This window comes from Brevibacillus sp. JNUCC-41 (genome assembly GCF_014844095.1).
GTDB lineage: Bacteria > Bacillota > Bacilli > Bacillales > DSM-1321 > Peribacillus > Peribacillus aracenensis.
In genome coordinates this window covers 63,399-76,501 of the sequence record NZ_CP062163.1, presented here as the reverse complement: position 1 = coordinate 76,501, position 13,103 = coordinate 63,399, and the positions used below count along the sequence as shown (strand labels likewise).

Below are 13,103 nucleotides of genomic sequence, written 5' to 3'. Positions count from 1 at the left end.
ACTGATGTGAGTTTATTTACTAGGGTAGTGGGCAATACAATCGTATTTAATCATGTTAGATTAAGCAGAATTAATGATGAACAAGCAAAGAGTTATGTCTCCGATTGCGATATTCTTTAGTTGACACTCTATAAAGCCTGTCATGGATATGGTCTCATTATTAGAAAATGTGCCTGAGCCATTATCCGAGAGAAGTTATCCCGAGTAGCTAAGTGACGTTGCATGTGATATTTCTATCTTAAGGGAGGTCTTATAAAATGATTTTTCAAATCAAAAATACGTTAAGAAGAATTTCTAATAGAAATAAATCAATAAAAAAACTATACTTATCAGCTAATAAAATTAAAGTTAGGGCAGTATCTAAAATTAGTGATGAAAAATTTGCTAAGATGAAATATAAAGAAAATACAGGTAAAAAATTGAATTTAGAAAATCCTGTATTATTTAATGAAAAATTATGGTGGTTGAAAATTAATAATAGAGATCCATTATTAACTATTTGTTCCGATAAATATAGAGTTAGAGAGTATATAAAAAAGTGTGGATTAGGTCAAATATTGACCAATATTTATGGGGTATACAATAATGCTGATGAAATTAAATTTGAAGACCTGCCTGATAAAGTTTTCATCAAATGCAATCATGGTTCAGGTACAAATATAATATATGATAGGAATACCTTTTTTGATGAAGAGAAATTTAAAAGGAATTTTAATTATGCTTTGAAACAGAACTATTATTTACAGTCAAGAGAGTGGAATTATAAAAATATTATACCTAAATTAATGGTTGAAGAAGTATTAGAAAGTGAAGATAATAGTTCACTAATAGATTATCGATTTTTATGCTTTGAAGGAAAAGTAAAGTTAATATTTGTAGATATAGATACAACTAATCCTGATGGGTCTCATAGTGCAGATGCTCGAAGAAATGTATATGATACAAACTTTAATTATTTAGATGTGAAAGTAGGAAGGGAACACTTTGATCAATCCTTGATATCCAAACCTCAAAACTTAGATAAAATGATTGAATATGCAGAGATACTATCTAAACCGTTTCCTCACTGTAGGGTAGATTTGTACAATATTAAAGGGGAAATTTATTTTGGAGAAATAACTTTTTATCACGGTGGTGGTTCACAAAATATAACTCCGCTAGAGTGGGACAAGAAAATGGGTAGCTGGATAGATATAGAAAGTGAAACAGTAGTGAAAAAATAATATTAGAAATATAGTTTATGTTTTTGCTTATTAATTAATAGTTAGCTAAATTCATTACTTTTAAACTAAAGGGTAAAAATGAAATGTTTTATTAAAATTAGAAATACATTAGGTGATGTGATAAATATATGTCTAAGCTGAAAATTATCCACATTATAGTTGGATTAAATGTTGGTGGCGCAGAAACTATGCTTTTCAAGCTATTAAAAAATGCTGACCATACTAAGTATGATTTCGAAGTTATCTCTATGATGGATGAAGGGGTTTTCGGTCCTAAAATAAGAGAGATGGGAATACCAGTACATACTCTAGGGATGAAAAGAGGTATAATTAATCCTTTTTTTATAAAAAGGGCTAGGTCTCTTGTGAAAGATGCACAGATTATTCAAACATGGATGTATCATGCAGATTTATTTGGTTTTTTAATTAAAAATCGTTCCACTAAACAAAAACTTATATGGGGTATAAGGCACTCGAATCTTGAGAAAAATATGAATAAAAGTTTGGTATTAAAGATTGCTAAATTAAATGCATTACTTTCCAAAAAGGTAGATTCTGTAATCAGTTGCTCAATAAATGCAGCAGAAATTCATGCCAAATTTGGTTACAGTACTTTTAATATGATAACAATACCAAATGGTTTTGAATTAGATACATTTTATAAACTACCTAATGCAAAGAGTTTAATTGAGGAAGAAATAAAATTACCTAAAAATAAACCGCTTATAGTACATGTAGGAAGATGGAATGTCCAAAAGGATTACCCGAATTTAATAAAGGCAATTCATTTAATTCAGTTAAAGAGGTCAGATGTTAATTTCTTATTATGTGGAGTAAATATTGATGAAAATAATAAGGAACTAATAGGATTATTAAAGCAAAATAAGGTTGAAGAAAATGTGTTTTTACTTGGTAGAAGAGAAGATATACCGAAAATTCTATCTGCTGCTGATATATTGATTTCATCGTCCTCTGGAGAAGGTTTTTCAAATGTTATTGGTGAAGCTATGTCTTGTGAAACTCCGTGTATTGTAACCGACGTTGGCGATTCGGCATTTATTGTCGGTCCTTATGGCGTAGTGGTTCCTCCTCGTAATGCTGAAATACTTGCGCATGCAACAAATGAATTTTTAAATAAAACCGAAGAAGAAAAAAAATTATTAGGTAAGCAAGCAAGAAAAAGGGTTATTGAGGAATTCGAAGTGAAGAAAATCGTAAGTAAATTCCAAGGTCAATATAAAATTTAAATAAAGGGGTAATTATAATGAAAGTATTAGTTACGGGTGCAGCTGGTTTCATAGGCTCGCATTTATCAAAAAAGTTATTAACAAACGGTATTACGGTTATTGGAATTGATAATTTAAATGACTACTATGATGTGAATTTAAAAAAATCAAGACTTTCGTTGATAGAGAATAAAAATTTTTATTTTGAGAAAACGAATCTCGAAGATCGCGAGAATATTACTGCTATTTTTGAAAAACATATGCCAGACGCAGTTGTGAATTTAGCTGCTCAAGCAGGCGTACGCTATAGCTTAGAGAATCCACATGCATACATTGAATCAAACATAGTTGGTTTTACTAACATTTTAGAAGCATGTCGCCACAACAAAGTTGGACAGCTAATTTATGCCTCCTCAAGTTCAGTGTATGGTGCAAATACGAACCTTCCATTTTCAGTTCATGATAATGTGGATCATCCAATTAGTTTGTATGCTGCAACGAAGAAAGCAAATGAATTAATGGCACATACATATAGTCACTTATACGGCTTGCCTACTACTGGACTTCGGTTCTTTACTGTTTATGGTCCATGGGGTAGACCAGATATGGCATTGTTCTTGTTTACAAAGGCAATTATCAACGGTGAACCTATAAAGGTATTTAATAACGGAAATATGATGCGCGACTTTACGTATGTTGATGATATTGTTGAAAGTATTTTTCGTTTGATTCAACGAAAGCCAGAACCAAATTTAGAATGGAGTGGAAAGAAGCCTGATCCAGGAACAAGTTACGCTCCATACAAAGTTTATAATATCGGAAATAACAATCCAGTAACATTGATGGAGTTTATCAATGCTATCGAAGAAAAATTAGGAATTGAAGCTAAGAAAGAGTTTTTACCACTTCAAGCCGGTGATGTTCCGGAAACATATGCGGATGTTGAAGATTTATATCGTGATATTAATTTTAAACCTCAAACGGATATTAAAGATGGAATTAGTAACTTTATTGATTGGTACAGAGAATATTATGGAGTGTGATATAGAAATGAATAGAAAAATAGCAGTAGTTGGACTTGGATACGTAGGATTACCGGTAGCAGTAGCTTTTGGTAAAACACATCGAATTGTTGGTTTTGATATTAATGAACACCGTATTAATACCTTAATAGATGGAATAGATTATACAAATGAAGTAGAGACTAATGATCTCTTAGCAGCTGAAATTGAGTTTACCAATGATGGTTCTAGATTGCATGATAGTGATTTTATTATTGTCGCTGTTCCAACCCCAATTAATGAAAATAAGCAACCAGATTTAACGCCATTACTAAAGGCTTCAGAAACAGTAGGTGCAAATCTATCAAAAGGTACAATTGTTGTATATGAGTCAACTGTTTACCCTGGGGCAACAGAGGAGGAATGTGTTCCAGTACTGGAGAAAGCATCGGGCCTAAAAGCAGGGAAGGATTTCTTTGTAGGTTATTCACCTGAACGTATTAATCCAGGAGACAAGGAGCATAAATTCACAACTATCACCAAGGTTGTATCAGGACAAAATGAAGATGTATTAGAAACTGTAGCTAGTGTGTATGGATCTGTAGTAGAAGCAGGTGTTTACCGTGCTAGTTCTATTAAGGTAGCAGAAGCTGCAAAAGTTATTGAAAATACCCAACGTGATCTTAACATTTCACTAATGAACGAGTTATCCATTATATTTGACCGTCTAAATATTGATACGAATGAAGTATTAAAGGCTGCCGGAACGAAATGGAACTTCCTGAAATTTTCCCCTGGTTTAGTTGGAGGACATTGTATTGGTGTTGACCCATATTATTTAACTCATAAAGCAGAAAGCGTAGGTTATCACCCCGAAGTTATTTTAGCGGGCCGCCGTATTAATGATGGAATGGGTAAATTCATTGCAACTTCTTTGGTTAAACAAATGATTCATAAAAATATGCCTATACAAGGGGCGAGAGTAACTGTACTGGGTCTTACCTTTAAGGAAAATGTACCAGATCTTCGTAATTCTAAAGTAATAGATGTTATTCGAGAACTAGAGGAGTTTGGAATTGAGGTCCAAGTCACAGATGCAATGGCTGACTTTGGTGAAGCAGTAAAAGAATACGGGGTTGAATTAATTCCTCATAATCAACTTAAGCCAGCAGATGTAGTTGTTTTTGCTGTAGCCCACGATGATTATATTCAAAAAGGATGGGAACAATTTAGTCAATTACTTAAGCATGGTAAAGGAATAGTTGTTGATATTAAGAGTGTGTTAGAAAGAGAAACCTGCCCTGATAATATTACTCTTTGGAGATTATAGGATGCAAAATAAAAAAATACTACAAATTTGTGCAATTGATTTGAGTGTTGACGCTCTACTAAAGCCATTGATACTCAAGTCAATGGAGGAAGGGTATGAGGTACATAACGCATGTACAGACACCGGACGATTTGAAAGGTTAAGAACAGAAGGGTTGACGATGGTGGATATAAAAATCGATCGCCAAATTAACCCTGTTTCTAATCTCAAATCAGTTTTTGAACTGTTCAAGTTAATGAAAAGAGAAAAATATGATATTGTCCATGTACATACACCAATTGCCGCCTTAATAGGTAGGGTTGCAGCCAAATTGGCGGGTATAGAAAATATCATTTATACAGCTCACGGTTTTTATTTTCATGAAGATATGTCACCTAGAGAATATAAACTTTTCTATTATATCGAGAAATATGCTGCCCGCTTTTTGACAGATTGGCTCCTCTTACAAAGCAGTGAAGATTATGAGCTTGCTTTAAAAGATAAATTCTGTCATAAAGAAAATCGCATACTCCATTTGAGTAACGGTGTTGATATCCATAATAAATTTAATCCTAACCTGAAGTCAGTATCTAAGGTAGGTGAACTTAGATCTAATCTTGATGTTGATCAGGAGGATGTTGTGTTTATGTTTGTAGGACGGTTAGTAAAAGAAAAAGGAATTTTTGAACTATTAGAAGCTTTTAATGGTATTTCTAAAATGCATAATAATATTAAACTGGTTTTAATAGGAAGTCTGCTGGAAAGTGAACGTGACCAAAGTAGTTATCATAAGATGAAAGAGTTATTAAATAACCCAGGGATTATCCAATTAGGATTTAGAAAAGATATTCCAGATCTAATGGCTATAACTGATGTATTTGTTCTTCCATCTTATCGTGAAGGCTTACCAAGATCTATTATTGAAGCAATGTCAATGAAGTTACCGGTTATTGCAACAAATATTAGGGGATGTCGGGAAGAAGTGTTTAACGAAAGAAACGGGTATTTGGTAAATAAAGGATCATCAAAAGAATTGTCTGAAAAGATGATTCAGCTTTTCTTAAATAAAGATAAAAGAGTGAAATTTGGAAACGAGAGCCGGAAAATTGTAGAAGAACTATTTGATGAAGAAAAAGTGATAAATAAACAAATAAATTTATTTAACTATTTAATTTCTAAAAAGAAAAAGAGTGATTATATTGAAAAGACTATTTGATCTTATTTTCTCTTTTTTAGGGCTTATCTTTTTGTCACCCGTTTTTTTGATAACTGGTTTGCTTATAAAGTGTAAATTAGGATCACCTATAATATTTAAACAACAACGTCCTGGAATGTATGGAAAGTCGTTTAATGTTTACAAATTTCGCTCTATGACAGACGAGCGGGATGAAAAAGGTGAATTGCTGCCTGACCATGTGCGTTTAACAAAGTTTGGACAGTTACTCCGAAAGCTTAGTTTGGATGAATTGCCCCAACTGTATAATGTATTAAAAGGTGATATTAGTCTAGTCGGTCCTCGTCCGTTATTAATAGAGTATTTGGAGTTATATACACCTGAGCAAGCTAGACGGCATGAAGTTCGTCCTGGTATTACTGGCTGGGCACAGGTAAATGGTCGAAATGCTATTTTATGGGAGGAAAAATTCAAATTGGATGTTTGGTATGTTGATAATCGCTCTTTTTGGTTGGATATGAAAATCCTATTTATGACAGTGCAAAAGGTGTTTAAGTCTGAAGGTATTAGTCAGAATGGCCATGTTACCATTGAAAAATTTAGGGGTACATATCAAAAAGAATCAATGCAAGAGAAGCATTTATGAAAAAAATCTGTATTATTGGGCAGGGTGGCCATAGTAAAGTAATTGAGGATATCTTACTTTCTTTAAAGGAATACGAAATAGGGGCATATTTAGATGATAGATTTATAGATACTAAACATCAGAATGGGACTTTATACGGTCCTATTTCCTTAGTTAATCAATTGATAAGTAACTCCCATTTTAGTTTTATTGTTGCAATAGGTAATAATGAAATTCGTAAGAAAATTGTAGAAACATTAAAAATTCCGTACGACCGGTACGCACTTCTTATACATCGTAGTGCAATTATAAGTCCAACTGCTTCAATAGGATTAGGAACGGTTGTAATGCCAGGTGCCATTATTAATGCAGATACTCAGGTTGGGCAGCATGCTATAATAAACACAGGTGTGATTGTAGAACATGAGAACAGAATTGGGAACTTTGTTCATCTCTCTCCAAATGCTACATTAACTGGAAATGTTCAAGTAGATGAAGGAAGTCATATCGGCGCAGGTGTAACAATTATTCCAAATATAAGTATAGGTAATTGGTGTATTGTTGGTGCAGGAGCAACTGTTATACGAGATGTAGGAGAATTCAAAAAAGTAGCAGGGACACCTGCTAAATCAATAGAATAATAAAAGGTCGTGATATTATGACACAATCAACTATACAGCAGAAAAGAATATTTTTGTCATCACCACATATGAGTGGAAACGAACAAAAATATATTAATGAAGCGTTTGAATCCAACTGGATTGCGCCGCTTGGTCCTAATGTTGACGCCTTTGAAAAAGAATTGGCTGAGTATGCAGGCACAAAAGGTGCAGCGGCACTCAGCTCCGGTACAGCAGCAATCCATTTAGCGTTACAATTGTTAGATGTAAAACAGAACGATAAAGTGTTCTGTTCATCCCTTACATTTATTGCTAGCGCTAACCCGATTGTTTATCAGAAGGCAGAACCAGTCTTTATTGATTCTGAGCCAGACACTTGGAATATGTCCCCAAAAGCATTAGAAAGGGCCCTTGTTGGAGCAAAGCAACAAGGCAATCTTCCTAAAGCAGTTATTGTGGTGAATTTATATGGCCAGAGTGCTAAGATGGATGAAATTGTATCACTTTGTAATCAATATAGAGTGCCTATTATTGAAGATGCAGCTGAATCGATTGGTTCAACATATAAAGGAAAGAAAAGCGGAACTTTCGGTAAATTTGGGGTTTATTCATTTAATGGAAATAAAATTATTACTACATCTGGTGGTGGGATGCTCGTGTCAGATGATGAAGAATCGTTACGGAAAGCTAGATTTTTAGCCACGCAAGCACGTGATTCTGCTATGCATTACCAGCATAGTCAGATAGGTTTTAATTATCGTATGAGTAATATTCTTGCAGGTATAGGACGGGCACAGTTAGAGGTATTGGAAGACCGTATAAATGCTAGACGGTTAGTTTTTCAACGTTATGAACAAGCTCTAGAACAAATTGAGGGCTTACAATTTATGCCTGAACTAGAGGATACGTTTTCTAATCGTTGGTTAACTACATTAACAGTAAATAATGAAAAACTCGGATTTTCTTCAGTGGATATAATTAATTCACTAGCGGATGTAAATATTGAAGCAAGGCCTGTATGGAAACCACTTCATCTCCAGCCAATTTTTGAAGGGTGCAAATACTTTCCCCATGATGAACAGTTAAGTATCTCAGATCATCTCTTTGGAAACGGTATCTGCTTGCCATCAGGTTCAAATATGACGATTGAAGAACAGGAAAGAGTAATTAACACTATTTTAGTTACACTTTCTAAAAAATAAAATCTTTTTAATATCATTATTATAAACGAGTAACAAGTTAAAAATCATATGGCTGTTTTGAAATAACTGATACTATTAGTATCTCGTTATGATTACAGCCTTTTTTGAATGGCGATTTTTAGCCAAAAGTTTATCCTGGAGTAGAGGTACTAATATCAAGCAGAGTTCAGATGAGGGGAAATATCAAAATTAGTTAAAATGCCTAAGGAGGAGTCAATGGATAACAATTTCAATCTCGATTTTGATTTATTATCTAAGGAATTAAGTTTGTTACTTGAAATCCTGAAAATAGAAGATGAAAATAATATAAAGAAATTAAGTATTGAATTACCTAAAGATATTGATTGGGAGAAATTCCTAAGTTTAACAAGACATCATCGGGTTTATCCATTAATTTATTCAAAGTTAATTAAAATTGATGAAAAAATTGTTCCTTCACATGTTATTCAAACCTTGTACAATGATTATAAAAAAAATACGTTTCAAATGCTACACTTAAGCGGAGAGATGGAACAAGTAAGCAAAGTGTTTACAGAAAATCAGGTTCGACTTCTTTTCTTGAAAGGTCCTGTAATTGCAGCTGACTTATATGGAGATATTTCCTTGAGAACTTCCAAGGATTTAGATATTCTAATTCAAATAGCCGATTTAAAAAGAGCAGACGAGTTTTTATTGAATTTGGGTTATGAAAGAGAGGAAATCCCCTTTGCCAAGTGGAAATGGATGAATCATCACGTAAGCTATTTTCACCCTCAAAAGAGGATCGAGATTGAAGTCCATTGGAGAATCCACCCTTATCCTACGAAGGTGCCGAATTTTAATGAATTATGGGAACGTAAAAGGATTAGTGAAATTACAAGCTATCCTGTCTACTATCTCGGAGTAGATGATTTGTTTTTATTCCTAGTTGAACATGGTGCTAGACATGCTTGGTTTCGTCTACGTTGGTTGGTAGATATTGATCAAATTCTAAGAAAAAGAATAACTAACAATAATATATTACAAAACAATCATTCAGGAGGACAAGCAATTATTTTAGCTTCTCAGCTACTAAACAGTCCAATCAATCAAGAGATGCATTTATTATCAACTGAGAAACTTTCAAGAAAGCAAGCACAAATGGCGTACTTTTTCATAATAGAAATGGGTAATTTAAATGAACTACAGCATAAAGATAACTTGGCTAATTATCAAAAGCATCATACGTTATTGACAAATATGAAGAAATATTTCTTCCTTAATCGTTATTTATTTTCACAAAAGTCGAATGTGCATAAGTTTATATTTATTATTAAATTATTTTTCCCAAGTTCTATGGATGTAAATACTTTGAAGTTGCCTAAACTCCTTCATTTTTTATATTTTCCATTACGTCCTTTTTTGTGGTTCTGGAGAAAGACAAGGTACAAAGTTTTTAAATAGAAAAAATATCTAAAACAAAAGGGAGCTAATTTAAATAGTATAGTATTTTGTGTTATCTTTCTGTTGCATAGATATCTATTTTTATTTCCAACATTTATATATTCTTTGGGTGTGACAATTAATATGTGGAGTAGGGGAAAACACCCTATTCCTTAACTTTATATACGAAAATCAAACCTAAACTGAAGTAAAAAAAATAACTTTCTGACCATTTTAAACACTGTTTGTTCATTAACTTTGTACATTTTACACACCTTAGAAATACAGTAGTTATAACCACTTATCTCTGCCTCCTTAAATTCAAATGGAATTCTATCCCATCAAAAAAGTAATCCAGCCCTTGGTATTTCTTAATCTTTTATAAATGGTAAGCAAATCCTTAATTTTCATGAATGTGTTGGGAGTAAAAAAATTTTGATTGTTTTTTATGATTAAATAATTGAAAAGATATTTAGCTTACTGTAAAACAGGTTTTTCCTTTTCCTATTTTCCCGGAATAAAAATTTCCTTTCATATCAGTCAATCAGGTAATTTTGAACGGAACACCTCTTCCTTTCTACACTTAATTTTACTTCATCATTAGGCAATATATCTTTTGTGAAAAGAGATATTAGAGCAAAAAATAGGCCGTCTCTTTGGCCTCTTCAACGTCATCTCCAAATTATTTTTTTATAATAGTTGTGATATTTTTTAATTATTTGCAGTCTCTGGAATAAAAAACATTTTTCCTTCCAGTTAATGTATCTTCGTATTGTATAAATTATTTCTTTACGTTTTTACCCCCCTAAAACAAAAATATAATTAGCAAAAGTTAATTCGTTTATTTATTCACAAAGGTGTTAAATCATTGTTGGAAATAATGCTTTCAAATGTTAGATTGAGAGAATTTCCTTCTTCATCATCTTGATAGCTTCTTTCCCACTAACTGGCATTTCTATATACTAAAGAAAGTGTAATGCGTGTAGCTAAAATAGCTATTTTATGCAGTTTATTCTCTAAATCACAATCATTGTGAAGAGATAGTATTTTAAATTGACACAGAGAAAAATAAATGTTATTTTTAACTTAATTAATTCGTTATAAAGAACGAAAAATTCTTAGTGGAGTACGAAAGAGAAATATATTCATATATGGAGGAAAGGATGAATATAAATGCCTCTATTACAAATGAAAGAAATATGGACACCCTTAAAATTAGTTGGGGTGAAATTTTTTAAGTCAGATGATAGAAGTATTTTCATCAAGGTAATGAACCAACGTAGAAGGAAGTTAAAATAAGCATACTAGATGCTAACTTAAACGAATTTAAATTATGGATATAAGTGGATAAATCAACAATCAAACAAATCAGGAGGAAAACATGAGTGCTATAGCCGGTATTTATCATTTTAATGAAGAGCCTATGAATCTTCAACATTGCCATAATTTGATGACGGCTTTACAAAAGTACCCTGCTGATTCAGTCCAAATGTGGAATTCAGAAAAGGTTTTTCTCGGCTGTCATGCTCAATGGATTACTCCGGAATCTGTTGGTGAGCAGCTCCCGTTATATGATTTTGAAAGGCGCTGTACGATTACTGCTGATGCGATTATTGATAATCGTGATGAGTTATTCCAGAGGTTACAGGTTAAGCCATCCGATCAAAAGGGCATGACGGATAGTGAACTGATTCTACTATCCTATTATAAGTGGGGGGAAGAGGCCCCCAAGTTCTTAATAGGAGATTTTGCTTTTATCATTTGGGACGAAAAGAAACAGAAGCTGTTTGGAGCAAGGGATTTTTCGGGAAGCAGAACCCTTTATTATCACCAAAACTATCAGAAATTTGCCTTTTGCACGACTATGGAACCGCTTTTGTCATTACCTTTCATTGAAAAAAAGTTGAATGAGCAGTGGCTTGCTGAGTATTTGGCCGTATCGGGAATGATTGATGCAGTAGATTCTTCATTAACGCCGTATATAACCATAAGACAGATACCACCATCTCATAGCTTAACAATTGAGAATAATAGAGTAACTTTAAAACGATATTCCTATTTAACTCAAGGGGATAAGTTAAAACTTAAATCTAATGAAGATTACATAGAAGCATTTCAAAGTGTCTTCCAGGAAGCTGTTACATCAAGATTAAGGACACATCGGAAAGTTGGCGCCCAGTTGAGTGGTGGATTGGATTCCGGGGCGGTTGTCGGCTTTGCTGTGAATAAATTGCAGCGCGAAAGCACTGCACTACATACATATAGTTATATTCCTCCCGAAGATTTTAAAGATTTTACTCCTAAATACTTTTTGGCTGATGAGCGGCCTTTCATCAAATCGACGGTAGATCACGTTGGCGGCATTATTGATCATTATTGTGACTTTAAGGGGAAAGACTCCTATTCCGAAATGGAAGACTTTCTTGACATCATGGAGATGCCATATAAGTTTTTTGAAAATTCTTTCTGGTTGAAAGGGATGTTTGAAAAAGCGAATGAGGATGGGATGGGTGTTTTGCTTAATGGAGATAGAGGGAACTTTTCAATTTCCTGGGGATTCCCCTTGGAGTATTACTCCCTTCTATTAAAAAGGCTAAAGTGGGTTCGACTATATCAAGAGTTGGAACAATATAGGAATAATGTTGGCGGATCTAGATTGCGAAAGGTGAAAACCATTGCAAGAATCGGCTTTCCAATCATTGATCGAATCTTTCCGGAAGGTGTGCCATATAAAATTCCTTCATTAATCAATCCAAGATTTGCAGAAGGAACAGGGGTATATGACAGGTTTAAAGAATTTGGCATAGATGAAACAGGCTGGTATTCGAATTCTGATATTTTTAATGAAAGAAAAAAGCATTTTGAAGATATCTTTCAATGGAATGCAGGAAATACGCTTTCCACAAAACTCTCCTTACGATATAAGTTGTGGAAGCGAGACCCGACTAATGATATCCGTGTTATTCGCTTTTGTTTATCACTACCGGAAAGTCAATATGTACAGAATGGGATGGATCGTGCCCTGATTCGAAATGCTACAGTGAATGTCTTACCCGATAAAGTAAGGCTAAACCAACGGTACAGAGGTGTGCAAGGTGCTGATTGGATTCACCGTATGCTTCCTAAATGGGGTGAATTCATAGAGGAGATTGAGCAGCTGAGCACAGATGATAAAGCCCTGGAATTCCTGGATGGACAAGCTATAAAGAATGCCTTAGTAACGGTTATAAAAGGAACTGAACCCGAACTTGCTACGAATCCTGACCATAAATTCCTAATGAGGAGTTTAATTGTGTATCGATTTTTAAAACGATTCAATTAA

10 protein-coding genes are annotated in these 13,103 nt (G+C 33.6%); all 10 read left to right on the top strand.

Going from position 1 to position 13,103, the window contains the following annotated elements; translation table 11 throughout:
• The first annotated feature begins 257 nt into the window (after positions 1-257).
• A complete protein-coding gene (locus JNUCC41_RS00425) occupies positions 258-1,223 on the top strand; it encodes an ATP-grasp fold amidoligase family protein (protein WP_192205871.1) in 966 nt (321 codons plus the stop codon).
• 128 nt (positions 1,224-1,351) lie between these two features.
• The gene (locus tag JNUCC41_RS00420) at positions 1,352-2,470 is read left to right on the top strand and encodes a glycosyltransferase (RefSeq protein ID WP_192205869.1); all 1,119 of its coding nucleotides are present in this window, start codon (positions 1,352-1,354) and stop codon (positions 2,468-2,470) included.
• Between the two features lie 17 nt (positions 2,471-2,487).
• Positions 2,488-3,492, top strand: coding sequence for an NAD-dependent epimerase (locus JNUCC41_RS00415; protein WP_192205867.1), 1,005 nt, complete (start codon positions 2,488-2,490; stop codon positions 3,490-3,492).
• Positions 3,493-3,499: 7 nt separating this feature from the next.
• Positions 3,500-4,780 (top strand): nucleotide sugar dehydrogenase, encoded by a 1,281-nt coding sequence (locus JNUCC41_RS00410; RefSeq protein WP_192207985.1) that lies wholly within the window; start codon positions 3,500-3,502, stop codon positions 4,778-4,780.
• A 1-nt stretch (position 4,781) separates the two neighbouring features.
• Positions 4,782-5,975, top strand: a complete 1,194-nt coding sequence (locus JNUCC41_RS00405; RefSeq protein ID WP_192205865.1) for a glycosyltransferase family 4 protein — start codon at positions 4,782-4,784, stop codon at positions 5,973-5,975.
• Positions 5,959-6,579 (top strand): sugar transferase, encoded by a 621-nt coding sequence (locus JNUCC41_RS00400; RefSeq protein WP_286182274.1) that lies wholly within the window; start codon positions 5,959-5,961, stop codon positions 6,577-6,579. Before JNUCC41_RS00405 ends, JNUCC41_RS00400 begins: the two co-directional genes overlap by 17 nt.
• Positions 6,576-7,199 (top strand): acetyltransferase, encoded by a 624-nt coding sequence (locus tag JNUCC41_RS00395; RefSeq protein ID WP_192205863.1) that lies wholly within the window; start codon positions 6,576-6,578, stop codon positions 7,197-7,199. The genes JNUCC41_RS00400 and JNUCC41_RS00395 overlap by 4 nt, the downstream gene beginning before the upstream one ends.
• A gap of 17 nt (positions 7,200-7,216) precedes the next feature.
• Positions 7,217-8,380 carry a DegT/DnrJ/EryC1/StrS family aminotransferase gene (locus JNUCC41_RS00390; protein ID WP_192205861.1) on the top strand — a complete coding sequence of 388 codons (1,164 nt, stop codon included), beginning with the start codon at positions 7,217-7,219 and terminating at the stop codon, positions 8,378-8,380.
• Between the two features lie 216 nt (positions 8,381-8,596).
• Complete coding sequence (locus JNUCC41_RS00385) at positions 8,597-9,802, top strand: nucleotidyltransferase domain-containing protein (protein WP_192205854.1); 1,206 nt, start codon at positions 8,597-8,599, stop codon at positions 9,800-9,802.
• Positions 9,803-11,162: 1,360 nt separating this feature from the next.
• Positions 11,163-13,103, top strand: coding sequence for an asparagine synthase-related protein (locus JNUCC41_RS00380; protein ID WP_192205852.1), 1,941 nt, complete (start codon positions 11,163-11,165; stop codon positions 13,101-13,103).

Excerpts from the sequence above, each read along its gene's own strand:
- JNUCC41_RS00395 (WP_192205863.1), top strand. The coding sequence starts at position 6,576 with ATGAAAAAAATCTGTATTATTGGGCAGGGTGGCCATAGTAAAGTAATT.
- JNUCC41_RS00380 (WP_192205852.1), top strand. The coding sequence starts at position 11,163 with ATGAGTGCTATAGCCGGTATTTATCATTTTAATGAAGAGCCTATGAAT.
- JNUCC41_RS00405 (WP_192205865.1), top strand. The coding sequence starts at position 4,782 with ATGCAAAATAAAAAAATACTACAAATTTGTGCAATTGATTTGAGTGTT.
- JNUCC41_RS00390 (WP_192205861.1), top strand. The coding sequence starts at position 7,217 with ATGACACAATCAACTATACAGCAGAAAAGAATATTTTTGTCATCACCA.
- JNUCC41_RS00420 (WP_192205869.1), top strand. The coding sequence starts at position 1,352 with ATGTCTAAGCTGAAAATTATCCACATTATAGTTGGATTAAATGTTGGT.
- JNUCC41_RS00410 (WP_192207985.1), top strand. The coding sequence starts at position 3,500 with ATGAATAGAAAAATAGCAGTAGTTGGACTTGGATACGTAGGATTACCG.
- JNUCC41_RS00415 (WP_192205867.1), top strand. The coding sequence starts at position 2,488 with ATGAAAGTATTAGTTACGGGTGCAGCTGGTTTCATAGGCTCGCATTTA.
- JNUCC41_RS00385 (WP_192205854.1), top strand. The coding sequence starts at position 8,597 with ATGGATAACAATTTCAATCTCGATTTTGATTTATTATCTAAGGAATTA.
- JNUCC41_RS00425 (WP_192205871.1), top strand. The coding sequence starts at position 258 with ATGATTTTTCAAATCAAAAATACGTTAAGAAGAATTTCTAATAGAAAT.